This window comes from Streptomyces sp. NPDC048606, from assembly GCF_040650855.1.
Classification (GTDB): Bacteria; Actinomycetota; Actinomycetes; order Streptomycetales; family Streptomycetaceae; genus Streptomyces.
Genome location: NZ_JBEZIB010000038.1, coordinates 1 through 24,996, shown reverse-complemented (window position 1 = coordinate 24,996; position 24,996 = coordinate 1). Strand labels below are relative to the sequence as shown.

The following is a 24,996-nucleotide window of genomic DNA, read 5'->3' as shown; positions in this document are numbered from 1 at the left end:
CATGGCATCGGTCCCTTCCCTCGCTTCCTCCGTCGAACAGCGCGTCGCGGACGCCCTCGCCTCCGCCCTGCCGGAGGCCGGTGGCGCCGACCCGCTGCTGCGACGAAGCGACCGGGCCGACTTCCAGGCCAACGGCATCCTGGCGCTCGCGAAGAAGGCCAAGGCCAACCCGCGCGAGCTGGCGACGACCGTGGTCGAGGGCATCCCGACCGGTGACGGCGACCTGATCAAGGAGATCGAGGTCTCCGGGCCCGGCTTCCTGAACATCACGGTCTCCGACCGGGCGATCGTCGAGACCCTGGCGGCCCGCGCCGCCGACGACCGGCTCGGCGTGCCGCTGTCGCCGACGGCCGGCACCACGGTGATCGACTACGCGCAGCCGAACGTGGCCAAGGAGATGCACGTCGGTCACCTGCGTTCCGCGGTGATCGGCGCGGCCATGGTCGAGATCCTGGAGTTCACGGGCGAGAAGGTGGTGCGTCGTCACCACATCGGCGACTGGGGCACCCAGTTCGGCATGCTGATCCAGTTCCTGCTGGAGCACCCGCACGAGCTGGACCACGAGTCGGAGGAGGAGGTCTCCGGCGAGGAGGCCATGTCCAACCTCAACCGCCTCTACAAGGCCTCGCGGGCCCTGTTCGACTCGGACGAGGAGTTCAAGACGCGGGCCCGTGCCCGGGTGGTGGACCTCCAGGCCGGGGACCCCGAGACGCTGGCGCTGTGGCAGCGGTTCGTCGACGAGTCGAAGATCTACTTCTACTCGGTCTTCAACAAGCTGGACATGGACATCCAGGACCCGGACGTGGTCGGCGAGTCCGGCTACAACGACATGCTGGTCGAGACCTGCAAGCTGCTGGAGGAGTCGGGCGTGGCCGTCCGTTCCAACGGCGCGCTGTGCGTGTTCTTCGACGAGTACAAGGGCCCGGACGGCAACCCGACGCCGCTGATCGTGCAGAAGTCGGACGGCGGCTTCGGCTACGCCGCCACCGACCTGTCGGCGATCCGTGACCGCGTCGGGGCGCTGAAGGCCGACACGCTGATCTACGTCGTGGACGCGCGCCAGTCGCTGCACTTCAAGATGGTCTTCGAGACGGCCCGCCGCGCCGGTTGGCTGAACGAGGACGTCAAGGCCGTGCAGCTGGCCTTCGGCACGGTCCTCGGCAAGGACGGCAAGCCGTTCAAGACCCGTGAGGGCGAGACGGTCCGCCTGGTCGACCTCCTGGACGAGGCGGTGGACCGGGCCACGGCCGTCGTCCGGGAGAAGGCCGAGAAGGTGGGCCTGACGGAGGCGGAGATCGTCGAGAACGGCCAGTACGTGGGCATCGGTGCCGTGAAGTACGCGGACCTGTCGACCTCGGCGGCCCGTGACTACAAGTTCGACCTGGACCAGATGGTCTCGCTGAACGGCGACACCTCCGTCTACCTCCAGTACGCCTACGCCCGTATCCGCTCGATCCTGCGCAAGGCGGGCGAGCGCCGGCCGGCCGCGCACCCGGAGCTGGAGCTGGCGCCGGCCGAGCGCGCGCTGGGCCTGCACCTGGACGGCTTCGGCGCGCTGATCGGGGAGGCCGCGGCGGAGTACGCCCCGCACAAGGTGGCGGCGTACCTCTACCAGCTGTCCTCGCTGTTCACGACGTTCTACGACCAGTGCCCCGTCATCAAGCCGGAGCCGGAGCTCGTGGTCGGTGAGAACCGTCTGTTCCTGTGCGACCTGACGGCCCGCACCCTCTCGAAGGGCATGTCCCTGCTGGGCATCCGCACCCCCGAGAAGCTCTGACGCACGCCCGACGGCCCCCGGCGCACCCGCGCCGGGGGCCGTCGGCGTTCCCGGGCCGGGGGCGCGGGAGGAACGGTTCACCCGTACGGCTCGATTTCGCCGTCGGGGTCCGGGTAGGGGACGGCCCGTCCTTCCCCCGAGCGTCATCCCGGAGGCATCCGTGCCCGACATGAACGGCCCCTACAAGCCCGGCACCCCGTGCTGGATCGACCTGATGGTCCCCGACCAGCAGGCCGCCCTCGACTTCTACCGCGACCTGTTCGGTTGGCAGGGCGAGGTCGGCCCCGCCGAGCAGGGCGGGTACGCGGTCTGCACCCTCAAGGGCAAGCCCGTCGCCGGGATCATGAAGGCGATGAACCCGGACGGTTCGATCCCCGACCCGCTGCCGCCGACGGTGTGGACGACGTACCTGGCGACCGACTCCATCGACTCCACCGCCAAGTCCGTCACCGACGCCGGCGGCACGGTCATGATGGGCCCGATGGACGTCATGGACCTCGGCCGGATGGCCGTGATCGCGGACCCGACGGGGGCCGTCGTCGGCCTGTGGGAGGCCGGCACCTTCGACGGGGCGGGCATCGTCAACGAGCACGGCGCGCTGATCTGGAACGAGCTGACCACCCCGGACCTGCCGGCCGCGTCCGCGTTCTACTCCTCGATCCTGCCGGTGACCACGCACCGCTCCGAGATGCCGGGCGCCGAGGACTACATCGAGTTCCAGGTCGCCGGTCGCGCGGTGGGCGGGATGATGGACATGGCCAAGATGCCGCCGGGGGTGCCCCCGCACTGGCAGCCGTACTTCCACGTGGACAGCGTGGACGACGTGCAGGCCGCGGCCGTCCGCGCCGGCGCCACCGTCCTGGCCCCGGCGTTCGACATGGTGGCGGGCCGGATGGCGGTCCTGGCCGACCCGCAGGGCGGGGCGTTCTCGATCATCACCTCGTCGACGCAGGAGGACCCGGCCTGACGTCGGCCGCCGCCGCCGTCCACAGCCTGTGGACCCCGCGGGCCGTGGACGGTCCCGCGCGCCGAGCCGATCCGCTCAGCGCGCGGGCGACCGCCCGTCGATCAGCGCGGCCAGGCCGTCGAGGATGCGGTCCAGGCCGAAGCGGAACTGGAAGTCGGGCTCGTCGGAGCCGGTGAAGGCGTCGGATTCCAGCAGCCGGGTCACCGCGGGGTGGGTCTCGGGGCCGGTGAGCAGGCGCAGGGTGCGGACGTACTGTCCGAGCACCTGGTCCGGTCGGACGCCGGACTTCACGATGGCCTCCATCATGTCGGCGGCCATGACGGCCTCGTTGCGCACGAGACCGCCGATCAGGATGATCGTCGAGATCTTCTCGCCCTCCTTCAGGGCGGCGCCGGCCATCGAGGCGAGCCCCCGCTCCATCCAGGCGAGGTGGTTGGGGCTGAGCGGTGCCCCGGTGATGGGGATGCGCAGGATCCAGGGGTTGGCCATCAGCACGGCCCGCTGGTCATGCGCCCACCGCGTCAGCAGTTCCCGCCAGCCCCAGTCGTCGGCCTCGGGCGGCAGCGGCGGCGGGGCGCCCACGCCCGCGTCCGACATCAGGATGTGCAGCTCCTCCTTCGCCGTGACGTAGCGGTAGAGCGACATGGTGGAGACGCCGAGTTCCTTGGCCACGCGGCCCATGGAGACGGCGTCCATGCCCTCGGCGGCGGCCAGGGCCACGGCCGCGTCGACGATCTTCGGCAGGGTGAGGGTGGGGCGGGGGCCCTTGCCGGGGCGTTCGCGCAGGCCCCAGGCCATTTGCAGGCTCGCCGGGAGCCCGGTTTCGTCCGGTTGGTCCTTCTCCACGTCGCCCCTCCCCTCTCGTCTCGTTGACCCACATCCTAGTTCTGTGTATTACTTACACAGAAGCGTGTAACCCATACGCAGAAGGGATTCGAGTCCCCGTGACGACGAACGACCACGCCCTGTACGCCTCCGCCCTGACCAAGTCCTACGGCGACACCCGCGTCCTCGACGGCCTCGACCTGGCCGTCCCCCGCGGTTCGGTCCTCGCCCTCCTCGGCCCCAACGGCGCGGGCAAGACCACGACCGTCCGCATCCTCGCCACCCTCACCGCGCCCGACTCCGGCACCGCCCGCGTCGCCGGCCACGACATCGCGGCCGCCCGCACCCGGGTACGCGAACGCATCTCCCTCACCGGCCAGTTCACCGCCCTGGACGACCTCCAGACCGGCACCGAGACCCTGCGCATGGTCGGCCGGCTCGCCGGACTCCCGGCCCGCGACGCCGCCGCGCGCGCCGCCGAACTCGCCGAACGCTTCGGCCTGTCGGAGGTCGCCGACCGCCTCGCCAAGACCTACTCGGGCGGCATGCGCCGCCGCCTGGACCTCGCCGCGAGCCTCGTCACCCGCCCCGAGGTCCTCTTCCTCGACGAGCCCACCACCGGCCTCGACCCCCGCAGCCGCGCCGAACTCTGGGACGTCGTACGGGAACTGCGCTCCGACGGCACCACCGTCCTGCTCACCACCCAGTACCTGGAGGAGGCCGACCGGCTCGCCGACCGCGTCACCGTCCTCGACTCCGGCCGCGTCGCCGCCGAGGGCACCCCCGCCGAGCTCAAGGCCCGCGTCGCCGGCCACCGCCTCGACCTCACCCTGACCAGCCGGACCGCCTACGAGGCCCTCGCCGCCCGCGCCGTCCACCACGACCCCGACGCGCTCACCCTCGGCCTGCCCACCGACGGCAGCGCCGCCCACGTACGGGCCCTGCTCGACGAACTCGACCCCGACCGCACCGCCGTCGACCGCTTCGCCCTGCGCGGCGCCACCCTCGACGACGTCTTCCTCGCCCTGACGGGAGCCGCCCGATGACCGCCACCGCCCTCACCATGGCCGGCCGCAGCCTGCGCGTCAGCCGCCGCAGCCCGGACGCGATCATCGCCGCCCTCATGCTGCCGATCATGCTGATGCTGATCTTCGTCTACTTCTTCGGCGGGGCCATCGACACCGGCACCACCTACGTCACCTACGTGGTCCCCGGCGCCATGCTGCTCTGCGCGGGCTTCGGCGCCGCGAGCACCGCCGTGAGCGTCGCCCACGACATGCACAGCGGCGCCATCGACCGCTTCCGCTCCCTGGACGTCGGCGGCGTACCCCTCCTGGCCGGCCACGTCACGGCCTCCGTGGTGCGCAACCTCGTCTCGACGACCCTCGTCCTGGCCGTCGCCCTCGCCATCGGCTTCCGCCCCCAGGCCTCGGCCGGGACCTACCTCGCCGCCGCCGCGCTCCTCGTCGCGTACATCACGGCCATCTCCTGGCTCGCGGCCGCCCTCGGACTGCTCGCCCGCACCCCCGAGGCCGCCGGCGGCTTCACCTTCCTGATGATGTTCCTGCCCTACCCGTCCAGCGCCTTCGTCCCCATCGACACCATGCCGGGCTGGCTCCACGGCTTCGCCGACCACCAGCCCCTGACCCCGGTGATCGAGTCCCTGCGCGCGCTCCTGCTCGACCAGCCCGCCGGCAACACCCCGTGGACGGCCCTCACCTGGTGCGCGGGCATCCTGGCCGGCTCCCTGGCCCTGACCCTCGTCCTCTTCCGCCGGCGCACGCGCTGAACGCGCGCCCGCGAACCGCACACGCTGACGCGCGGACCGGCCGCGCGTCAGCGCCCGTGGTGTCCGACGGGTCGGACGGTCGCGGGTCAGCGGGTCAGCGGGTACGAGTGCTTGCCCGTTGCCTCGTCGATCTCCCCGTGCGCCTTCGACAACAGCTGCGACGCCAGGTCCATCAGCGCCCGCGAACCGGCGATCTCCTCACCGACCCGCAACTGTTCCGGGTCGGAGGGGTGGCGCATCGCGTACCCCTTCGCCCGCATCTCGGAGCCGTCGGCGAGCCTGAGCATCGCCGCCGCGTTCGTACGGTGGCCGTCCTCGGTGAACTCCATCTCGACGTGCCAGCCTGCGAGAGTGGGCATGGCGGATCACCTCCACAGTGGGCCTCTGCCTCCAGGGTGCGCCCGCGCCGACGCCGACGCACCCCCGGGAGCCCACCGCGGGACGGCGCTCAGCGCTCGGCGCGCAGCCAACCGGCGACCTCGGTCGCCCAGTAGGTGAGGATCGTGTCCGCGCCCGCCCGCTTGATCCCGAGCAGCGTCTCCATGATCGCCCGGTCGCGCTCGATCCAGCCCTTCTCGGCGGCGGCCTCGATCATCGCGTACTCGCCGCTGATCTGGTACGCCGACACCGGCACGTCCACGGCCTGCGCGACCCGGTGCAGGATGTCCAGGTAGGGACCGGCGGGCTTGACCATGACCATGTCGGCGCCCTCCTCCAGGTCCAGCGCCAGCTCCCGCAGGGACTCGCGCGCGTTCGCCGGGTCCTGCTGGTAGGTCTTGCGGTCGCCCTGGAGGGAGGAGGCGACGGCCTCGCGGAAGGGGCCGTAGAAGGCGGAGGAGTACTTGGCGGTGTAGGCGAGGATCGCCACGTCCTCGTGGCCCGTCTCGTCCAGCGCGTCACGGACCACGCCGACCTGGCCGTCCATCATGCCGCTCGGCCCCACCACGTGGACGCCCGCGTCGGCCTGGACCTGCGCCATCTCCGCGTACCGCTCCAGCGTCGCGTCGTTGTCCACGCGGCCGTGCTCGTCGAGGACCCCGCAGTGGCCGTGGTCGGTGTACTCGTCCAGGCACAGGTCCGACATGATGACGAGGTCGTCGCCGACCTCCGCCTTCACGTCGCGGATCGCGACCTGGAGGATCCCGTCCGGCTCGGTGCCGGCGGTGCCCCGCGCGTCCTTGTTCTCGTCGGCCGGCACCCCGAAGAGCATGATCCCCGACACGCCCGCCTCGACGGCCTCCACCGCCGCCTTGCGCAGCGTGTCCCGGCTGTGCTGGACCACGCCCGGCATCGCCGAGATCGGCAGCGGCTCGGAGATGCCCTCCCGGACGAACGCCGGGAGGATCAGGTCCGAGGGGTGCAGCCGGTACTCCGCCACCATCCGCCGCATGGCCGGGGTGGTGCGCAGCCGGCGGGGCCGGGAGCCGGGGAAGGATCCGTACGCGCTCATCTTCAGTCGCCTCTTCGAGCTTCGACAGCAGTCGCCACCCAGCCTAGAGGCCGCCCGGGGTCGGCCCCGTACCGGACGCCCCGTCCCCGAACTCCGCCCACACCACCTTGCCCGGCACCCGCGTCCCGACCCCCCACCGGTCCGCGAGGGCCGCCACCAGCAGCAACCCCCGCCCGCCCTCGGACCCCGGATCCCGGTCCTCGATCCGGGGCCGCCCGCCCCCGCTGTCGTGCACCTCGACCCGCACCACCCCCTCGAACCGCAGCATCCGCACCCGGTACCCGCGCCCGGGCGGAACGCCGTGCAGCAGGGCGTTGGTGGCCAGCTCGCTCACGCACAGCAACACCGCGTCGCGGTGGCGTGTGACACCCCACGCGTGCAGTGTGTCGGCGGCGAACTCCCTTGCGGAGCGCACGGTTTGACGGCTGCGGGGGTAGAAACGCTCACGCAGCAGGGCCGGTTGGATTTCCACGTTCACGGGGCGATCGTCGCGGTGCGTGACTAACGTGAGAGAGGCCGGGAACCCGTACTCCTTGATGAGTACGGGTCGGTACCGGCATCCCTCGCGCCCACACGGGGAGTTCACAGGCATGCCACCACGCAAGAGGCCCCGGCCCAACGAAACCGCGATGAAGATGGTCGGCGCCCAGGTCGCTGCCGCACGGACCGCCAAGGGCCTGACGCAGCGCGCCTTCGCTCAGGCGCTACCGATCGATGTCGAAACCGTCGCCTCCATCGAACAGGGACGACGGGTCCTGATGCCCAACGTCGCCGAGAAGATGGACCGCGTACTCGGCCTGCCCGGCCTCTTGGCCGTCGCGGCAAACCGCCTTCCGGAGGTGGACACGGTCCCGGCCTGGGCGGAGGAGTACATGGAGCGCGAAGCGGAGGCCTTGGCGCTGTCCTGGTACAACACGCTCACCGTTCCGGGTCTTCTCCAGACGGAGAACTACGCGCGAGCGGTTCTCGGCTGCCACGTGCCCTTCATCGGGTCGGAGAAGATCGAGCTACAGACCGCCCACCGGATCCAGCGACAGCAGATCTTGACCCGCCCGGTACCGCCGACCCTCAGCTTCATCATCTCGGAGGCGGCGCTCCTCGACCGGATCGGCGGGGACGAGGTCTACTACGAGCAACTGAGGCACCTGCGCGCCTGCGCCGACCGCCAGGCCCTCTCCCTCCAGGTTCTACGCCTCGGCATCACCGCCCACGCAGGACTGGCGGGCCCCTTCACGCTGCTGGAAACCCCCGAGTTCCAGCACCTCGCCTACTCGGAAACCCAGCGCGGCAGCTTCCTCGTGCGCGACCCGAACGAGGTCAGCATCCTGACTCAGAAGTATGCGATGCTGCGGTCACAGGCCCTCAACTTCTCAGAGACGAAGGACCTGTTGGACCGGTTGCTAGGAGAAACATGAGCACCCCACTGAAGTGGTTCAAGTCCAGCTACAGCAGCGACCAGGGTGACGCCTGCCTTGAGGTCGCCACCGGAACCCACACCGTCCACGTCCGGGACTCCAAGGTCGCCGACGGCCCCGCCCTCGCCCTCGCGCCCGGCGCCTGGGCCGACCTCACCCGATGGGTGCGCCTCTGACGGTCCGGGCACGCGGAAGGCCCCGGGCGCGGTGTGCGTCCGGGGCCTTCGGCGGTGTCAGGTCGTACGGCGGCGACGGGCGCCGGGACGGCGCTCGCTGGGGCGGGCCACCGATTCGCCGGCCTCCTTGGCCGCCTCGCGTCGGGCCTCGCCGTACGCGGCCAGCGCCTCCGCCAGCTTCGAGACCGACGGCTCCGGCGACAGCACGTCCACCCGCAGGCCGTGCTCCTCCGCCGTCTTGGCCGTGGCCGGGCCGATACAGGCGATGACGGTGACGTTGTGCGGCTTGCCGGCGATGCCGACGAGGTTGCGCACCGTGCTCGACGAGGTGAACAGCACCGCGTCGAAGCCGCCGCCCTTGATCGCCTCGCGGGTGTCCGCCGGCGGCGGCGACGCGCGCACGGTCCGGTAGGCCGTGACGTCGTCGACCTCCCAGCCCAGCTCTATCAGGCCCGCCACCAGCGTCTCGGTGGCGATGTCGGCGCGCGGCAGGAAGACGCGGTCGATCGGGTCGAAGACCGGGTCGTAGGGCGGCCAGTCCTCCAGCAGCCCGGCGGCCGACTGCTCGCCGCTCGGCACCAGGTCCGGCTTCACGCCGAACTCGATCAGCGAGGCGGCGGTCTGCTCGCCCACTGCGGCGACCTTGATGCCCGCGAAGGCGCGCGCGTCGAGCCCGTACTCCTCGAACTTCTCCCGGACCGCCTTGACGGCGTTGACCGAGGTGAAGGCGATCCACTCGTAGCGGCCCGTCACCAGGCCCTTGACCGCCCGCTCCATCTGCTGCGGGGTGCGCGGCGGCTCCACGGCGATGGTCGGCACCTCGTGCGGCACCGCGCCGTACGAACGCAGCTGGTCGGAGAGCGAAGCGGCCTGCTCCTTGGTGCGCGGCACGAGCACCCGCCAGCCGAACAGCGGCTTCGACTCGAACCAGGCCAGCTCCTCGCGGCGCGCGCTCGCGCCCTGCTCGCCGACCACGGCTATCACCGGACGCGAGCCCTCGGGCGAGGGGAGCACCTTGCCCTGCTTGAAGACCTGGGCGATCGTGCCCAGCGTCGCGCACCAGGTGCGCTGGCGGGTCGTCGTGCCGCCCACGGTGACCGTCAGCGGGGTCTCGGGGCTGCGGCCGGCCGACACCAGCTCGGCGGCCGCGGCCGAGACCGTCTCCAGGGTGGCGGAGACGACGAGGCTGCCGTCGCTGGCGCCCACCTCGCTCCAGCAGCGGGCCGAAGCCGTCCGGGCGTCCACGAAGCGCACGTCCGCGCCCTGCTCGCCGCGCAGCGACACACCCGCGTACGCGGGCACGCCGACGGCGGTGGCGACACCGGGGACCACCTCGAAGGGGATGCCCGCGTTGGCGCAGGCCAGCATCTCGCCGGCCGCGTTCCCGTCGAGCCCGGGGTCGCCCGTGACGGCACGGACGACCCGCCTGCCGGCGCGCGCGGCCTCCATGACAAGATTGGCGGCGTCGCGGATCACCGGGACCCCGGCGGCTGCTGACACCTCGTCAGCGACCGTCAGCTGCGGCGTGTCGACGCCCGCGCGCGCGTGGGTGCGTACGACGTCGAGCACGTCCGGCTCGGCGATCAGTACGTCCGCGGCGGTGAGCGCCTCGACGGCGCGCAGCGTCAGCAACCCCGGATCGCCGGGGCCGGCACCGAGGAAGGTGACGAGCCCCTGGGCGGCGACGGCCGGGAAAGCGGAGGTGGTGGGGCTTGAGGGCTTCAAAGGGATCGCTCCCCCATCAGACCGGCCGCGCCCTTGGCCAGCATCTCGTCCGCGAGTTCACGGCCGAGCGCCATGGCCTCGTCGTACGACTGGGGCACGGAACCGGTGGTGGACAGCTGCACCAGCGTCGAGCCGTCGAGGGTTCCGACGACGCCGCGCAGGCGCATTTCATTGACAGTCTGGCCGTCGGCCAGCAGGTCGGCGAGCGCCCCGACCGGTGCGCTGCAACCGGCCTCCAGGGCCGCGAGCAGGGAGCGCTCGGCGGTCACGGCGGCCCGGGTCATCGGGTCGTCGAGCCGGCCGAGGGCCGCGATCAGTTCGGCGTCCGAGGCGAGGCACTCGACGGCGAGGGCGCCCTGACCGGGGGCGGGCAGCACGTTGTCGACCGCCAGCAGGTCGGTCGCCTCGTCCCCGCGGCCGATGCGGTTGAGGCCGGCGGCGGCCAGCACGACCGCGTCGAGCTCGCCGGCGCGGACGAACCCGATGCGGGTGTCGACGTTGCCGCGGATGGCGACGGTCTCGATGGACTTGCCCAGGCTGCGCGCGTAGGCGTGCAGCTGCGCGGTGCGGCGCGGCGAGCCGGTGCCGACGCGGGCGCCGTCGGGCAGCTGCTCGAAGGTCAGGCCGTCGCGGGCGACGAGCGCGTCGCGCGGGTCCTCGCGCTTGGGCATGGCCGCGACGACCAGCTCGTCGGGCTGGGTGGTCGGGAGGTCCTTCAGCGAGTGCACCGCGAAGTCGACCTCGCCGCGCACGAGCGCGTCGCGCAGCGCGGTGACGAACACACCGGTGCCGCCGATCTGGGCGAGGTGCTCGCGGGAGACGTCACCGTAGGTCGTGATCTCCACGAGTTCCACGGGCCGGCCGGTGACCGCCCGGACCGCCTCGGCGACGTGCCCGGACTGGGACATGGCCAGCTTGCTGCGTCGCGTGCCAAGCCGGAGGGGCTGGTCGGGACGTGTGTTCATGATGCCCGTCCTGGGTCGTCGGTCTTCGGATCGGCCGCGTCCGCCCGGCTGACGGATGCCACCGTCTGAGGGTCGAGGTCGAAGAGTTCGCGCAGCGCCTCGGCGTACCCGGCGCCACCGGGCTCGCTGGCGAGCTGCTTGACGCGCACGGTCGGCGCGTGGAGGAGCTTGTCGACGACGCGGCGCACGGTCTGGGTGACCTCCGCCCGCTGCCGTTCGTCGAGGTCGGGGAGCCGCCCGTCGAGCCGCGCCACCTCCATGGCGACGACCTCGGCGGCCATCGCCCGCAGGGCGACGACGGTGGGCGTGATGTGCGCGGCCCGCTGGGCCGCGCCGAACGCGGCCACCTCCTGGGCGACGATGGCGCGCACGGCGTCCACGTCGGCGGCCATCGGCGCGTCGGCGGAGGCCTCGGCGAGGCTCTCGATGTCGACGAGCCGTACGCCGGGCACGCGGTGCGCGGCGGCGTCGATGTCGCGGGGCATGGCCAGGTCCAGCAGGGCCAGGCGTACGGCGGTGCCGTTCACGCTGGCGCGGACGGCCCGGCGGGGCCGGCTCTGCGCGGCGGCCTCGCCCTGGTCGGCCCAGGCTCCGTGGAGTTCGAGGGAACCGGCGTCGACGCCGGTCAGCGCGGCCCGGCCGTCGCCGGCCGGTGCCTCGACGGGGCATCCGTCGCGGTCGGCGCCGGGTGCGATGGTGCGGGCCACGCCGGCGTCGGCCAGGCGCACCCCGGCCTGGGAGGCGGCGGCGAGCCGGGCCACGACGGCGGCGTCGACGAGGGCGCCGCCGGCGGCCGGGGACTCGGGCGCGCGCGGCGCGGGAGGAGCCTCGTGGGCGAAGGCGGCCGCGTCGACGCCGGCCACCGCGGCCGCGACGTCGTCGCCGGTCAGGACCAGTCCGGTGGCGCCCGTACAGGACACCACCACGTCAACACGTGTCAGCTCGTCGGCGACCGAGGCCATCGGCACGGAACGCGCCGACACCCCAGTGCCTGAGGCAACCAGAATCTCGACGAGTCGGTCCGCCCGCTCGGCGGTGCGGTTGGCCACCGCGATCTCGGCGACGCCCACCCGCGCCAGCGTGGCGGCGGCGAGCGAGGACATCGACCCGGCGCCGATCACCAGCGCCCGCTTGCCCGCGGCCCACTCGGCCACCGGACGGTGCGCGGCGAGCTGCTCCAGCCCGAAGGTCACCAGCGACTGCCCGGCCCGGTCGATGCCGGTCTCCGAGTGCGCCCGCTTGCCGACCCGCAGGGCCTGCTGGAAGAGGTCGTTGATCAGCCGGCCCGCCGTGTGGAGCTCCTGCCCCAGCGCCAGCGCGTCCTTGATCTGGCCGAGGATCTGGCCCTCGCCGACCACCATCGAGTCCAGTCCGCACGCCACCGAGAACAGGTGGTGCACCGCCCGGTCCTCGTAGTGCACGTACAGGTAGGGGGTCAGTTCCTCCAGGGCGACGCCGCTGTGCTGCGCGAGCAGCGTGGACAGCTCGGCGACACCGGCGTGGAACTTGTCGACGTCCGCGTACAGCTCGATGCGGTTGCACGTGGCGAGGACGGCCGCCTCGGTCGCCGGCTCGGTGGCCAGCGTGTCGTGCAGCAGCTTCACCTTGGCGTCGACGGACAGGGAGGCCCGCTCCAGCACGCTCACGGGCGCGCTGCGGTGGCTCAGGCCCACTACGAGCAGACTCATGCCGGCATCACCGCCGGTACGTCGCCCTCGGGACCGCCCTTGCGGGCGGCCGCGGCGGCCCGTCCGGCCGGGGGCTCGACGGCGGCCGCGGGGGCGGCGCCCGTACCCGAACCGGTACCGGCGGGGGCGGGCTCGGCCTCGGCGGCGCCGGGGGCACCGCCGGCCGCGGCCTCCTCGCCGGCCTTGCGCTGCTCGTGGAAGGCCAGGATCTGGAGCTCGATGGAGAGGTCGACCTTGCGCACGTCCACGCCGTCCGGGACGGACAGCACGGTGGGCGCGAAGTTCAGGATGGAGGTCACGCCGGCGGCGATGAGCCGCTCGCTCACCTGCTGGGCCGCGCCGGCCGGGGTCGCGATGACGCCGATGGAGACGCCGTTCTCCTCGATGATCTTTTCGAGGTCGTCGGTGTGCTGCACGGGCATGCCGGCGACCGGCTTGCCCGCCATCGCCGGGTCGGCGTCGATGAGCGCGGCCACGCGGAAGCCGCGCGAGGCGAAACCGCCGTAGTTGGCCAGGGCGGCGCCCAGGTTTCCGATGCCGACGATGACGACCGGCCAGTCCTGGGTCAGCCCGAGCTCGCGGGAGATCTGGTAGACGAGGTACTCGACGTCGTAGCCGACGCCGCGGGTGCCGTAGGACCCGAGGTAGGAGAAGTCCTTGCGCAGCTTCGCCGAGTTCACGCCGGCGGCGGTCGCGAGCTCCTCGGAGGACACCGTGGGGACCGATCGCTCGGACAGCGCCGTGAGGGCGCGCAGGTACAGCGGAAGCCGGGCGACAGTGGCCTCGGGAATACCTCGGCTGCGGGTCGCCGGTCGGTGAGTTCGGCCAGTTGCCACGATGCTCCTGCGGGATGAGCGGGGCTGCAGGCGGCCAGTTGTCCCAGGACCGCCCCGTCGAATGCAGGCTATGTCTTTGTGAACGCGTGCACAAAGATTGTGTCCGCTTTGTCCGAGCAAAGTGACCGGGGTCACGCGTACCGGGTACGGAACCCCGGAACCGAGAACGGCCCGAACCCGTTCAAATCCCGAAGGGGGCAAAACCGCACACACTCCTCATCGATACGCCCCCGAGTCCCCATAAATCGCCCATGATGGTAACGGTCGGGACGGTCAGGCTCCCAATGCGCGGCGCAGCCGGTCGGGGTTCACCCTCCAGAAGGTGTGTTGTTCGCCGTCGACCAACACCACCGGGATCTGCTCCCAGTGCCGGCGGTACAGCTCCTCGTCCTGCGAGATGTCCTTCTTCTCCCACCGCGCCCCGGTCTCGGCGCAGATCTTCTCGACCACTTCCTGGGCGTCGTCGCAGAGGTGACAGCCCGGCTTCCCGATGAGCGTCACCAGCCGCTCCTCGGGACGCTTCTTTTCCTTACGGCGCAGCAACGGAGTCATGTCCTCATTGTCCCGCCCCGCAGGGCGGGCCCCGAAGAGTTAACCGCTCCGTTTCCCGGCGGTTCGGGAAGTCCCGAACACAATGGCTATGCTCGCGTCATGGCCGCTCCCGGATGGCTCACCCCCCGTAGGCGCTCCGCCACCGCGCGGAGCGTGCTGGCAGGCGAGGCCTCGGCCGAAGCCGCCCGCAAGACCGCCCTCACGGCGGCGGACCCCGCCCCACCGGGCACCGAAGCCCTGCCCGACGCCGCGCCGTACCCCGCCGACCTCGACTCCATCGACACCGCCGACGCCCTCGACGAGGTCCTCGACGGCCTGGCCGAAGAGGCCGCCGAGTCCGACGAACCGGAGTTCCCGGTCCCCGGCGACGACCTCGCCGCCGCCTTCTTCGACCTCGACAACACCGTCATGCAGGGCGCCGCGATCTTCCACTTCGGCCGCGGCCTCTACAAGCGCGAGTTCTTCCGCCGCCGCGAACTGGCCCGCTTCGCCTGGCAGCAGGCCTGGTTCCGGCTCGCCGGCGTCGAGGACCCCGACCACATGCAGGACGCCCGCGACAGCGCCCTGTCCATCGTCAAGGGCCACAAGGTCAGCGAACTCATGGCCATCGGCGAGGAGATCTACGACGAGTACATGGCCGAGCGGATCTGGCCGGGCACCCGCGCCCTCGCCCAGGCCCACCTCGACGCCGGCCAGAAGGTCTGGCTCGTCACGGCCGCCCCCGTCGAGACGGCCACGATCATCGCCCGCCGCCTCGGCCTCACCGGTGCCCTGGGCACCGTCGCCGAGTCCGTCGACGGGGTCTACACCGGTCGGCTGGTCGGCGAACCGCTGCACGGCCCCGCCAAGGCCGAGGCGGTCCGCGCCCTGGCCGCCGCCGAGGACCTCGACCTCGCGCGCTGCGCCGCGTACTCCGATTCGCACAACGACATTCCGATGTTGTCGCTGGTCGGTCATCCGTACGCGATCAATCCCGACACGAAACTGCGCAAGCATGCCCGCGCCAACGACTGGCGACTGCGCGACTACCGGACCGGCCGCAAGGCCGTGAAGGTCGGCGTCCCGGCCGCCGCCGGCGTCGGCGCCATCGCGGGCGGCACGGCCGCCGCCATCGCCCTGCACCGCCGCCGCAAGTAGCGACGCCGCACGTGAGGACGCCGGGACCGCCCCCACAGGGGGGCCGCCCGGCGTTCATTCGCTCACCTCTACCCGCGCCGCGGGCGCGGCACTCCGGCATGCCCGACTCGGTCGGGAGCCACCGTGGAAGCGTCCATTCCGCGCATGCAAGTGATCAAGAATCGATCACCAACCAGATCTGAATATGCCCTGGACACGCAACAGAAGTGTCGGAACCGGTGATTTCAGCAACTGGGTGTAGCGCTGCCTGTACGAAGCGTTATTCTCCTCAAACGCATGCCACCGCCCATCTGTCGCCACGACGGGTGAACGGTCCCGCACTGCACGTGATGGAAGCTCTGCCTCTGGGAGTCCCGTGTACCCACCTGTCGGGGTTGACGCCTCGGGCCTGGCTACGCTGCGCGCAACGGTCCTCGACCACCTGCGTGGCTTCGTCCCCACCGCGTACGCCGTCCCCGCCCTCGCCGCCGCGATCCCCGCCGGACCCGGCCCGGCCGGTCCTTGCTACGCCCTCACCGACGGCGGAGCGACGGTGGGCAGACGCGGTCGCACGGGCGGCGCGAGCGCCGGCGGCGGCACGAGCGCCCCCACCGCACGCCGCCCCACCGCGGACAGCGACCAGGCCCGCATGATGGACCTGGTCGAACGCGCCCAGGCCGGCGAGGCCGAGGCCTTCGGCCGCCTCTACGACCAGTACAGCGACACGGTGTACCGCTACATCTACTACCGCGTCGGGGGCAAGGCGACCGCGGAGGACCTCACCAGTGAGACCTTCCTGCGCGCCCTGCGCCGCATCTCCACCTTCACCTGGCAGGGCCGCGACTTCGGCGCCTGGCTGGTGACGATCGCCCGGAACCTGGTGGCGGACCACTTCAAGTCCAGTCGCTTCCGGCTGGAGGTCACCACCGGCGAGATGCTCGACGCCAACGAGGTGGAGCGCAGCCCCGAGGACTCCGTCCTGGAGTCCCTCTCCAACGCGGCACTGCTCGAAGCCGTACGGAAACTGAACCCGCAACAGCAGGAGTGCGTCACCTTGCGCTTCCTCCAGGGCCTCTCGGTCGCCGAGACCGCCCGCGTGATGGGGAAGAACGAGGGCGCCATCAAAACGCTCCAGTACCGGGCGGTGCGCACCCTGGCCCGCCTGCTGCCGGACGACGCCCGCTGACCGGCCCCGGCCCCGCCGGCCCGGTCCACCACCCCGAGCCGAACCCACACCCATGCCCCTGCCATCACCCATGCCACCACGACAAACAACCTCACATACGGTGACCCTTCGATGACGCTGTGGTCCGATCATCCTTCGTCCGTAACCCAAGTGCCGCGCCGCTCGTTGTGCGGAATGCAGGCTCCCTTTGGACACGCCCTGCCCGAAGCCGCTCACCCGAAAGTGTGGATGTGCTCAAGGAAGGCAACCTTCCGGACACCTTGGGGAGTCGATCGTCATGACGAGAGGAGGTGCCGCCAGTGATCGCGAACGTGACTCCGCACCGGCGGGCGAACGCCTTCGCCCAGGCCCTGGAGGATCGGACCCCGTCCGACCCCTCCGCACCGGACCCGGCGGCCGAGCAGTCCGAGGCACCTGCCGAACCTGCCGACCACGACCGGTTGTTGGCCCTGGCGAACGTACTCGGCGAAAGAATGCCGCGCCCGGTGCTGGACCCCGAGGTCAAAGTGGTGCAACGAGCGCAGCTCGTCGCCGCCATGGAGGCCATGGTGATGGAGCAGAGGGCGGGAGGCGGTGCCGCCGAGGACCCTCTGGTGCCCGAGCAGCGGACCGGCCGCGGCGCCCACCGGGCGACCTCGCTCCGGAAATTGCGGCCCCGCTCCCGCTGGTCCAAGGGCATCGCAGCGGGAGGCCTCACCGTGGGTGTGGCCGCAGGGGCCTTCAGCGGAGTGGCCGCTGCCAGCACGGACGCCCTGCCGGGTGACTCCCTCTACCCCATCAAACGGGGCATGGAGGATCTCAAGCTGGGCATGGCCGACGAGGATTCGGACCGGGGCGAGCTCTACCTCGACCAGGCCTCGAACCGGCTGTCGGAGGCGCGCAGGCTGATGGAGCGCGGGCGCACGGGCACCCTGGACCACGAGTCCCTGGGCGCGATCCGCCGTGCGCTGGCGGGCATGAAGCACGACGCGACGGAGGGCCACCGGCTGCTCCAGGCGGCGTACGAACGGGACGGCTCGCTCGGCCCGATCCAGGCCCTGTCCTCGTTCTCCCGCTCGCACCGCGACGCGTGGGGCCGACTGCGGTCCAACCTGCCCCCGCAGCTCACGGACGTCGGGGACCAGGTGTCCTCGGTCTTCCAGGCCATAGACGATGACGTGGCGCCGCTCCAGGGCCTGTTGCCCAAGCCCCCGGAGCAGTCCCGCGGCTCGTCGTCGACGCCCCGACCCAGCGCGCCCGCGACGGGACAGCAACAGCAGTCCCCACCGGCCGCCGAGGCGCCCGCCGCACCGGCCACCCCCGCGGCGCCCAGCCCCTCCACCGGCAGCCGGCCTCCGGCGCAGGGCGGAGGCGGTCTCCTGGGCGGTACGGGCGACCTCCTGCACCCCCCGGCCCCCGGCCAGTCCGCGCCGCCCACCTCGGCGACCCCGGACCACCCGAAGCCGGACATCACCCTCCCGCCGCTCCTCCCGGGCCTCCTCCCGGGCCTGGGCATCCAGGCGGAGGACGCGGAGTAGCTCGCGGTGCACGAAGCGCCGGCGGGGCCCCAGGCCCCGCCGGCGCTCACCCGTGCGCGAAATCGCCCCTCAGGGGAACGTTCCTCGGGAGACGTTCCTCAGAAGAACACCGACCGCCGCTGCACCAGCAACTTGTAGAGCGTGTGCTGGATCTGCTCCCGGACCTGGTCCGTCAGGTTGAACATCAGCATCGGGTCCTCCGCGGCCTCCGCCGCGTACCCGTCCGTCGGGATCGGCTCCCCGAACTGGATCGTCCACTTCGTCGGCAGCGGCACCGCCCCCAGCGGCCCCAGCCACGGGAACGTCGGCGTCACCGGGAAGTACGGCACCCCCAACAGCCGGGCCACCGTCTTCGCGTTGCCGATCATCGGATAGATCTCCTCCGCGCCCACGATCGAGCAGGGCACGATCGGCGTCCCCGCCCGCAGCGCCGTCGAGACGAACCCGCCCCGCCCGAAGCGCTGGAGCTTGTAGCGCTCACCGAACGGCTTCCCTATCCCCTTGAAGCCCTCGGGCATCACCCCGACCAGCTCCCCGGCCTCCAGCAGCCGCTGCGCGTCCTCCGCGCACGCCAGGGTGTGACCGGCCTTGCGCGCGAGTTCGTTCACCACCGGCAGCATGAACACCAGGTCCGCCGCGAGCAGCCGCAGGTGCCGCTCCGCCGGGTGGTGGTCGTGCACGGCGACCTGGAGCATCAGCCCGTCCAACGGGAGCGTCCCCGAATGGTTGGCGACGATCAGCGCGCCGCCCTCCTTCGGGATGTTCTCGATGCCCTTGACCTCGACCCGGAAGTACTTGTCGAAAAGCGGCCGCATCAGGGACATCAGGACCTGGTCCGTCAGCTCCTTGTCGTACCCGAAGTCGTCGACCTCGTAGTCGCCGGTGATCCGCCGACGCAGGAACGACAGCCCGCCGGCGATCCGCCGGTCCCAGCCACCGCCCCGCGCGGACCCGCCCGCCGCCTCCACGGACCCCTGGCGGTCCTCGGGCTCCTCGGGCGCGACGGAGGCCCGCGGGGCGCTCTCGGGGGCCGGGGGCGGCACCGCCCGCACCGCGCGTGCGGGGCCCCGGCGGCGCGGCCGGTCCTCGTCGAACGGGATGACCTTGGCGTCCGCCACTATCGCTCCACTCCCTCGTCCACCTTCAGCATCCCCGCCACCCGCTCCACGGCCCGCCCCACCCGCTCCGGCGGCAGCAGCCCGGTCCCCCGGCTGCGCGCGAAGTCCGTGAACGTCTCGGCGGTCGTGTACATCGGGTCGAAGCCCAGTGTGTCGCGCATCTGCGTCGTCTCCACGACCCGCCCGTGCGTCAGCAGCCGGATCTGCTCGGGCGAGAAGTCCGTCGCCCCCACCGCGCGCAGCGCGTGGCCCACCCACGTCACCGCGGGCAGCACCAGCGGCACCGTCGGCCGTCCGAGCCGGCGCGAGCACTGGGACAGCAGCAGGACGCCGTCGCCCGCGATGTTGAAGGTGCCGCTGTTCAGCGTCCCGCGCCGCGGCTCCCCGGCCGCCAGGCGCAGCACGTCCACCACGTCGTCCTCGTGCACGAACTGGAGCCTCGGGTCGTAGCCGAGGACCGTCGGCATGACCGGCATGGAGAAGTAGTCGGCGAGCGCCGAGTCCGCGAAGGGCCCCAGGATGTTCGCGAAGCGCAGCACGCACACCGCCACGTCCGGCCGCCTGCGGGCGAAACCGCGTACGTAGCCCTCGACCTCGGCGGCGTCCTTGGCGAAGCCGGCCGACGGCAGCGACTTCGGCTGGGTGGTCTCGGTGAAGACGGCCGGATCCCGCGCCGTGCCCCCGTACACGCTGGTGCTGGACTTCACGACGAGCCGTCGTACGGTCGGGGACTTCTGGCAGGCCCCGAGGAGCTGCATCGTCCCGATGACGTTGGTCTCCTTGACGGTGCTGCGCGCACCGGGAGCCCCCGCGCTGCCTCCGGTGACCGCCAGATGGACCACCGTGTCCACGGCGTGCTCCGCGAGGACGCGGGCGATCGCCGACTGTCTGATGTCCGTGCGCACGAACTCGGCGGAGCCGAGTCGGTGCGGCGGGCTCACCGCGTCGACCGCGATGACCCTGTCCACGTCCGGGTCCCGCTGGACGCGACGCACGAAGCGGCCCCCCAGCGCTCTGGCTGCCCCGGTGACGAGCACGACCTTCCCCACGAGCTCAGCGCCTCCCTCGAAGAAGTACCCCGGCTGCACCGCAGCCCCTCCACCAGGATGGTGGAGGGGCTGCGGAGAACACGTACAGCTACCGTTTACTTCTTGTTACGGCGCTGGACGCGGGTGCGCTTGAGCAGCTTGCGGTGCTTCTTCTTGGCCATCCGCTTACGCCGCTTCTTGATAACAGAGCCCACGACTACCCTCGCTCACTTCTCGGAACATCCCCGCGCCAGCGGGGATCGGTGCGGGGCGTCTGGGCCCACACGACCTACGTCGGCCTAGCCTACCCGCCCGAAGTCCGAGCTTGTAATCCGAGGGCCCCCGTAGGTTGCCCTGAGCCTCACTCTCAGGCCGACTCCACCCCCACGAAGGACTCCCGGAGGTACTCGTGGACCGCGTTTTCGGGGACCCGGAAGGACCGGCCCACCCGGATCGCGGGCAGATGACCGTTGTGCACCAGCCGGTACACGGTCATCTTCGACACTCGCATCACCGAGGCGACCTCCGCCACGGTCAGGAACTGAACCTCACTGAGAGGCCTCTCGCCAGCAGCCATGACACACCTTGACCTTCCGCGCATGACGGGCACCGGCTTCCCCTCCGGTTACTCCTCGTCGTCGCACGCTCACTCCCCAGAGTAGGGGCGCGTGATACGAGTGGGGAAGAGGAGCTACGGCCACTCCTGACGCCCCGGCAGGTTCGCGCGTCGAAGGACATACCCCGTGAGGGGCCGGTACGACTCCGGGCGCACCCCGTCATCAAGCGGAACCGTCACCGCCACCCGCCCCTCGGCCTCCCCCACGAACAGCGCGGGATCATCCGTATCGGCCAGCCCGATCGCATCGATACCCAGCTGACCTGCACCGCAGACCCAACCGTGGTCCCCCACCACCAGCTCCGGCAACGGCCCGCCGGCATCCACCGACGCCCCGAGAGCGACCCGAACCGGCAGCGGGGAATGGGTGTGTGCGCCGGTGGCACTCCCGGCCCCACGCGCGCCGGGTTCCCGCACCAGTGCGACCCCCCGTACGTAATCGATGCGGTGCGTACGTACGCCGAACCGGGTCGCCATGTCGACATGGACCCCCCGCGCCGGAGTGAGGACAACACATCCCGCCGCCGACACCGCACGGGCCAAGGCGGCGTAGAAGCCCAGGAGCCGATGCGGGTGTCCCGTACCGAACAACACCGGCGACCGCGCCCGCACCGCCGCCCCCAACCGCTCCCCGAACGCCTCCAGGGCCGCGACCGTCAGCTCCGGATCGATCACGTCCGGCCCGCTGACGTGCGCGGGATCACCCGACACCCCGCACTTGTCCGCCATCAGCCCCAACAGTGCACCCTCGTCCCAGACCCGTACCGGATCCAGCCCGAGCAGCACCCGCGGATCCCGCGCGGCGAACAGACGGTAACTGCGCAGGCTCTCCTCCCGCGTCGTCGCGACGGGCCCGGCCAGACGGGCGGCCAGCAGATGCGCACGCAGCGCGCCGGTGCTCAACACCCTCCGATGCTGCCGCACGACACCTGGCGGTTCATCAATTCCACGCGACTGCCCCACAGTTGGCGTAACGAACCGATCCGCCCGACGACCCCTCAGGTCAGCATCCCCCGCAACGGGAACGCCGCCCGCCGCGTCGCCAACACCGCCTGGTCGATCCGATCGGCCGGATCATAACCCTCCTCCCAGTCCCGCCACTCCACCGTCCGCCCGTCCGTCATCCGCGCCGGCGCGAGCTGCCGCGTCCGCGCGTACACCTCGTCCCGCCACTCCCGCGGCACCTCCGCCGCCGGATCCACGGGCCGGTGCGCCGCGATGCCCACCAGGTGCGTCCACGACCGCGGAACGACGTCCACCACCGCGTAGCCCCCGCCGCCGAGCGCCAGCCACCGCCCGTCCGCGTACGCGTGCGCCAACCGGTGACAGGCCTCCTGGACCTCCCGCTGCGCGTCCAGCGACACCGCCAGGTGCGCGAGCGGATCCTCGAAGTGCGTGTCGGCCCCGTGCTGGGTCACCAGCACCTGGGGCCGGAAGTCCTCCAACAGCTCCGGCACCACCGCGTGGAACGCCCGCAGCCACCCCTCGTCACCCGTCCCGGCCGGCAGCGCCAGGTTCACGGCGCTCCCCTCGGCCGCGCCCCCACCGGTCTCCTCGGGCCAACCCGTCTGCGGGAACAGCGTCCGCGGATGCTCGTGCACCGACACCGTCAGCACCCTCGGATCGTCCCAGAACGCCGCCTGCACCCCGTCCCCGTGGTGCACGTCCACGTCCACGTACGCGACCCGCTCCGCCCCCAGCTCCAGCAGCCGCGCGATCGCGAGCGCCGCGTCGTTGTACACGCAGAAACCCGCCGCACCGCCCGGCATCGCGTGGTGCAGGCCCCCCGCGAAGTTCACCGCGTGCCCGCCCGGCTCCCCGTGCCAGAGCGCCTCCGCCGCCGCCACCGACTGCCCCGCGATCAACGCCGAGGCCTCGTGCATCCCGTGGAACGCCGGATCGTCGGTGGTCCCGAGCCCGTACGAGCCGTCCGCCACACCGGGATCCGCCGAGACCTCCCGCACCGCGTCCACGTAGTCCTCGCGGTGGACCAACCTCAGCGTGGAGTCCCCGGCCGCGGGCGCCGCCCGCACCTCCATCTCCCGGTCCAGCCCGAAGGCCCGTACCAGGCCCATGGTCAGGGCCAGACGCACCGGGTCCATCGGATGGCTCGGTCCGAAGTCATACCTCGTTACCGCCTCGTCCCACATCAACAACCCGGTCACCGGCTCGCCGCTCATGCCGCACACGGTATCGGGCGCCCTCCGCGCCGAACGAGCGGGTCGACACCAACGTCACCAGCACCAGGGCCATCGGCACCAGCATCGCCGCGCGGTAGCTCCAGACGTCCCCGATCGCCCCCACCAACGGCGAACCGATCAGGAAACCCACGTAGTTGAAGATGTTCAGCCGGGCCACCGCCGTGTCCGAGGCCCCCGGGAAGAGCCGCCCCGCCGCGGCGAAGGTCTGCGGCACGATCACGCACAACCCGACGCCCAGCAACGTGAACCCCAGCATCCCCACCCACGCCCCCGGCGCGGACGCCACCACCGCGAAACCACCGGCCGCCACCACCGACCCCGCCCGCACCACGGCCACCGCCCCGAACCGACGCACCCCGAGGTCCCCCACGGCCCGCCCGATCAGCGTCGTCACCATGTACACGTTGTAGGGGACCGTCGCCAGCTGCTCCGAGCTCCCCAACACGTCCTGGAGGTACTTGGCACTCCAGTTCGCGACCGTCGAGTCCCCTATGTACGCGCACGCCATCACCAGGCACAGCGGCAGCAGCAGCCTCCCCCTGCCGGCGCCCAGCCCCTTCTCCTGCTCCGCCCCCCGGGATCCCCCGTCGACGGCGTCCACGTAGGCCCGGCTCCCCACGAACGCGAGCGGCAGCAACACCGCCACCGCCGGCAGGTACCCCGCGAACAGGCTCAGGTGCCAGTGCGCCCCGACCCACGCCGCGGACGCCCCCAGGATCCCTCCGAGGCTGTACGAGGCGTGGAAACCCAGCATGATGCTGCGCCCGTACGCCCGCTGGAGGCTCACGCCCAGCATGTTCATCGAAGCGTCCAGCGCCCCCACCGCGAGCCCGAACACCCCGAGCGCGAGCACCACGTGCCACATCCGCTCGCCGGCCCCCACGCCCAGCAGCGCCAACAGCACCACCGGCTGCGCCCACCGCAGCACGGCACTGGGCGCGATCCGCTTCACCAGGTGCTCGGTGGCGACGCTGGAGACCCCGGCGAGGATCGGCACGGCCGCGAGGAAGGCGGGCAGCAGCCCGTCGGATATCCCGTACCGGTCCTGGATCGCCGGGATCCGCGTCACGAGCACCGCGAAGGCGACGCCCTGCACGAAGAAGCTGAACCCCAGTGCGCCGCGCCCGCGCCGCAGCCGTGCATCACGTGCCTCAACCGTCATGGCGGCACAGCGTAGGGCCCGGCCCTACCCGTGGGTAGAGAGATCACACGCCCAATCCGAGGAGGGGGTAGAGCTCCTTCATCTCCCCGAAGCAGGCGGTGGCACCGGCGAGTCCCTCGGCGGGCGTCATGGAGGTGAAGCCGAAGACGTCCATCCCGGCGGCCCGCGCGGCCTCCACCCCGAGCGGACTGTCCTCGATGACCACGCACCGCGCGGGGGCGACGCCCATCATGTCCGCGGCGTGCAGGAACAGGTCCGGCGCCGGCTTCCCCTTGCCCACGTCCTCGGCGCTGAAGATCCACTCCTCTTCGAACCACTCCCCGAGTCCGGCACCGCTCTGGCCGGCGCGGATCCGCGCGTGGCTCCCGGAGGAGGCCACGCAGTACGGGATCCCCAGCGCGGAGAGTTCTCCCAGCAGTTCCGTCACGCCGGGGACGGCCCGCACCTCCCGCTCGAACGCCGCCGCCACCCGCTCCTGGAGGGTGTGGTCGAACTCCTCGGGCAGCCGCCGCCCGGTCCGCTCGTAGACCAGGTCGTGCACCCGGTGCACGGCGGCGCCCATGTAGTCCCGCAGGGACTCCTCGTACGTCGTCGGGAAGCCCAGCTCCGTCAGGTACGTGGCGAGGATGGAGTTCGCGAGCGGCTCGCTGTCCACGAGGACGCCGTCGTTGTCGAAGATGACCAGCTCATAGCCCATCGGCCCAGCGTACGAGTCGTCAGCTCAGGTTCACGGCAAGCTCGTACCGGTAAACGGTGGAACCTGCGGCCGGCCCGGTGGTCTACCTGGCCGTAAACGCAGAAAAGCCCCGCACCATAAGGTGCGGGGCTTTCCCACAATGATTGTTCGGCGGCGTCCTACTCTCCCACAGGGTCCCCCCTGCAGTACC

Annotated in this window: 26 protein-coding genes; 9 read left to right on the top strand and 17 right to left on the bottom strand. The window is 71.8% G+C overall.

Annotated elements, in window-relative coordinates; all coding sequences use genetic code 11:
• The first annotated feature begins 1 nt into the window (after nt 1).
• Together argS and AB0D01_RS32145 are read left to right on the top strand one after the other, a co-directional pair.
• Nucleotides 2–1,777 carry an arginine--tRNA ligase gene (gene argS / locus AB0D01_RS32150; RefSeq protein WP_363061465.1) on the top strand — a complete coding sequence of 592 codons (1,776 nt, stop codon included), beginning with the start codon at nt 2–4 and terminating at the stop codon, nt 1,775–1,777.
• Nucleotides 1,778–1,946: 169 nt separating this feature from the next.
• Entirely contained in the window at nt 1,947–2,744 is a 798-nt protein-coding gene (locus AB0D01_RS32145) for a VOC family protein (protein ID WP_363061602.1), read from the top strand.
• A 75-nt stretch (nt 2,745–2,819) separates the two neighbouring features.
• Here the strand turns inward: AB0D01_RS32145 and AB0D01_RS32140 are convergent, their stop codons facing one another.
• The gene (locus AB0D01_RS32140; protein WP_363061463.1) at nt 2,820–3,590 is read right to left on the bottom strand and encodes a TetR/AcrR family transcriptional regulator; all 771 of its coding nucleotides are present in this window, start codon (nt 3,588–3,590) and stop codon (nt 2,820–2,822) included.
• Nucleotides 3,591–3,688: 98 nt separating this feature from the next.
• Here AB0D01_RS32140 and AB0D01_RS32135 point away from each other — a divergent pair, with 98 nt between their 5' ends.
• On the top strand, nt 3,689–4,615 hold the full coding sequence (locus tag AB0D01_RS32135) for an ATP-binding cassette domain-containing protein (RefSeq protein ID WP_363061461.1): 927 nt from the start codon (nt 3,689–3,691) through the stop codon (nt 4,613–4,615).
• Nucleotides 4,612–5,358 (top strand): ABC transporter permease, encoded by a 747-nt coding sequence (locus AB0D01_RS32130; RefSeq protein ID WP_363061459.1) that lies wholly within the window; start codon nt 4,612–4,614, stop codon nt 5,356–5,358. The genes AB0D01_RS32135 and AB0D01_RS32130 overlap by 4 nt, the downstream gene beginning before the upstream one ends.
• 86 nt (nt 5,359–5,444) lie before the next feature.
• Here the strand turns inward: AB0D01_RS32130 and AB0D01_RS32125 are convergent, their stop codons facing one another.
• From AB0D01_RS32125 to AB0D01_RS32115, 3 genes are all read right to left on the bottom strand, one after another.
• The gene (locus tag AB0D01_RS32125) at nt 5,445–5,717 is read right to left on the bottom strand and encodes a DUF1876 domain-containing protein (protein WP_363061457.1); all 273 of its coding nucleotides are present in this window, start codon (nt 5,715–5,717) and stop codon (nt 5,445–5,447) included.
• An 89-nt stretch (nt 5,718–5,806) separates the two neighbouring features.
• Complete coding sequence (hemB, locus tag AB0D01_RS32120; protein ID WP_363061456.1) at nt 5,807–6,808, bottom strand: porphobilinogen synthase; 1,002 nt, start codon at nt 6,806–6,808, stop codon at nt 5,807–5,809.
• Between the two features lie 43 nt (nt 6,809–6,851).
• A complete protein-coding gene (locus tag AB0D01_RS32115) occupies nt 6,852–7,286 on the bottom strand; it encodes an ATP-binding protein (protein ID WP_363061454.1) in 435 nt (144 codons plus the stop codon).
• A gap of 112 nt (nt 7,287–7,398) precedes the next feature.
• On the opposite strand from AB0D01_RS32115, the gene AB0D01_RS32110 reads away from it, so the two are divergent.
• Nucleotides 7,399–8,223: a Scr1 family TA system antitoxin-like transcriptional regulator gene (locus AB0D01_RS32110; RefSeq protein ID WP_363061452.1), complete on the top strand. Its 825-nt coding sequence runs from the start codon at nt 7,399–7,401 to the stop codon at nt 8,221–8,223.
• Nucleotides 8,220–8,399: a DUF397 domain-containing protein gene (locus AB0D01_RS32105; protein WP_363061450.1), complete on the top strand. Its 180-nt coding sequence runs from the start codon at nt 8,220–8,222 to the stop codon at nt 8,397–8,399. Before AB0D01_RS32110 ends, AB0D01_RS32105 begins: the two co-directional genes overlap by 4 nt.
• A gap of 57 nt (nt 8,400–8,456) precedes the next feature.
• Here the strand turns inward: AB0D01_RS32105 and AB0D01_RS32100 are convergent, their stop codons facing one another.
• From AB0D01_RS32100 to AB0D01_RS32080, 5 genes are all read right to left on the bottom strand, one after another.
• Nucleotides 8,457–10,124, bottom strand: a complete 1,668-nt coding sequence (locus tag AB0D01_RS32100; protein ID WP_363061448.1) for a uroporphyrinogen-III synthase — start codon at nt 10,122–10,124, stop codon at nt 8,457–8,459.
• Nucleotides 10,121–11,089 carry a hydroxymethylbilane synthase gene (gene hemC, locus AB0D01_RS32095; RefSeq protein WP_363061446.1) on the bottom strand — a complete coding sequence of 323 codons (969 nt, stop codon included), beginning with the start codon at nt 11,087–11,089 and terminating at the stop codon, nt 10,121–10,123. Before hemC ends, AB0D01_RS32100 begins: the two co-directional genes overlap by 4 nt.
• On the bottom strand, nt 11,086–12,777 hold the full coding sequence (locus tag AB0D01_RS32090) for a glutamyl-tRNA reductase (protein ID WP_363061445.1): 1,692 nt from the start codon (nt 12,775–12,777) through the stop codon (nt 11,086–11,088). Before AB0D01_RS32090 ends, hemC begins: the two co-directional genes overlap by 4 nt.
• The gene (locus AB0D01_RS32085) at nt 12,774–13,613 is read right to left on the bottom strand and encodes a redox-sensing transcriptional repressor Rex (RefSeq protein ID WP_363061443.1); all 840 of its coding nucleotides are present in this window, start codon (nt 13,611–13,613) and stop codon (nt 12,774–12,776) included. The genes AB0D01_RS32090 and AB0D01_RS32085 overlap by 4 nt, the downstream gene beginning before the upstream one ends.
• A 273-nt stretch (nt 13,614–13,886) precedes the next feature.
• On the bottom strand, nt 13,887–14,165 hold the full coding sequence (locus tag AB0D01_RS32080) for a glutaredoxin family protein (RefSeq protein ID WP_363061441.1): 279 nt from the start codon (nt 14,163–14,165) through the stop codon (nt 13,887–13,889).
• A gap of 99 nt (nt 14,166–14,264) precedes the next feature.
• Between AB0D01_RS32080 and AB0D01_RS32075 the strand changes: the two genes are divergently transcribed.
• The 3 genes from AB0D01_RS32075 (at nt 14,265) to AB0D01_RS32065 (ending at nt 17,984) form a co-directional block, all read left to right on the top strand.
• Nucleotides 14,265–15,302, top strand: a complete 1,038-nt coding sequence (locus tag AB0D01_RS32075) for an HAD-IB family hydrolase (protein WP_363061439.1) — start codon at nt 14,265–14,267, stop codon at nt 15,300–15,302.
• A 355-nt stretch (nt 15,303–15,657) separates the two neighbouring features.
• On the top strand, nt 15,658–16,467 hold the full coding sequence (locus AB0D01_RS32070) for an ECF subfamily RNA polymerase sigma factor, BldN family (protein ID WP_363061437.1): 810 nt from the start codon (nt 15,658–15,660) through the stop codon (nt 16,465–16,467).
• Nucleotides 16,468–16,766: 299 nt separating this feature from the next.
• The gene (locus AB0D01_RS32065) at nt 16,767–17,984 is read left to right on the top strand and encodes a DUF5667 domain-containing protein (protein WP_363061435.1); all 1,218 of its coding nucleotides are present in this window, start codon (nt 16,767–16,769) and stop codon (nt 17,982–17,984) included.
• Between the two features lie 98 nt (nt 17,985–18,082).
• Here AB0D01_RS32065 and AB0D01_RS32060 read toward each other — a convergent pair whose 3' ends face one another.
• The 8 genes from AB0D01_RS32060 to AB0D01_RS32025 all read right to left on the bottom strand — a co-directional run bounded on the left by AB0D01_RS32060 (nt 18,083) and on the right by AB0D01_RS32025 (nt 24,806).
• Complete coding sequence (locus tag AB0D01_RS32060) at nt 18,083–19,102, bottom strand: lysophospholipid acyltransferase family protein (RefSeq protein WP_363061433.1); 1,020 nt, start codon at nt 19,100–19,102, stop codon at nt 18,083–18,085.
• Entirely contained in the window at nt 19,102–20,151 is a 1,050-nt protein-coding gene (locus AB0D01_RS32055) for an NAD-dependent epimerase/dehydratase family protein (RefSeq protein WP_363061432.1), read from the bottom strand. The genes AB0D01_RS32060 and AB0D01_RS32055 overlap by 1 nt, the downstream gene beginning before the upstream one ends.
• A gap of 95 nt (nt 20,152–20,246) precedes the next feature.
• Nucleotides 20,247–20,345, bottom strand: a complete 99-nt coding sequence (locus AB0D01_RS32050; protein WP_003948845.1) for an AURKAIP1/COX24 domain-containing protein — start codon at nt 20,343–20,345, stop codon at nt 20,247–20,249.
• A gap of 152 nt (nt 20,346–20,497) precedes the next feature.
• Nucleotides 20,498–20,707 carry a helix-turn-helix domain-containing protein gene (locus AB0D01_RS32045; protein ID WP_162688852.1) on the bottom strand — a complete coding sequence of 70 codons (210 nt, stop codon included), beginning with the start codon at nt 20,705–20,707 and terminating at the stop codon, nt 20,498–20,500.
• Nucleotides 20,708–20,821: 114 nt separating this feature from the next.
• A complete protein-coding gene (locus tag AB0D01_RS32040) occupies nt 20,822–21,652 on the bottom strand; it encodes a phosphatase (protein ID WP_363061430.1) in 831 nt (276 codons plus the stop codon).
• 92 nt (nt 21,653–21,744) lie between these two features.
• Nucleotides 21,745–22,896: an acetoin utilization protein AcuC gene (locus AB0D01_RS32035; protein ID WP_363061600.1), complete on the bottom strand. Its 1,152-nt coding sequence runs from the start codon at nt 22,894–22,896 to the stop codon at nt 21,745–21,747.
• Nucleotides 22,868–24,109 carry an MFS transporter gene (locus AB0D01_RS32030; protein ID WP_363061428.1) on the bottom strand — a complete coding sequence of 414 codons (1,242 nt, stop codon included), beginning with the start codon at nt 24,107–24,109 and terminating at the stop codon, nt 22,868–22,870. The genes AB0D01_RS32035 and AB0D01_RS32030 overlap by 29 nt, the downstream gene beginning before the upstream one ends.
• 43 nt (nt 24,110–24,152) lie before the next feature.
• Nucleotides 24,153–24,806 carry an HAD family hydrolase gene (locus AB0D01_RS32025; protein ID WP_363061426.1) on the bottom strand — a complete coding sequence of 218 codons (654 nt, stop codon included), beginning with the start codon at nt 24,804–24,806 and terminating at the stop codon, nt 24,153–24,155.
• Between the last annotated feature and the right edge of the window lie 190 nt (nt 24,807–24,996).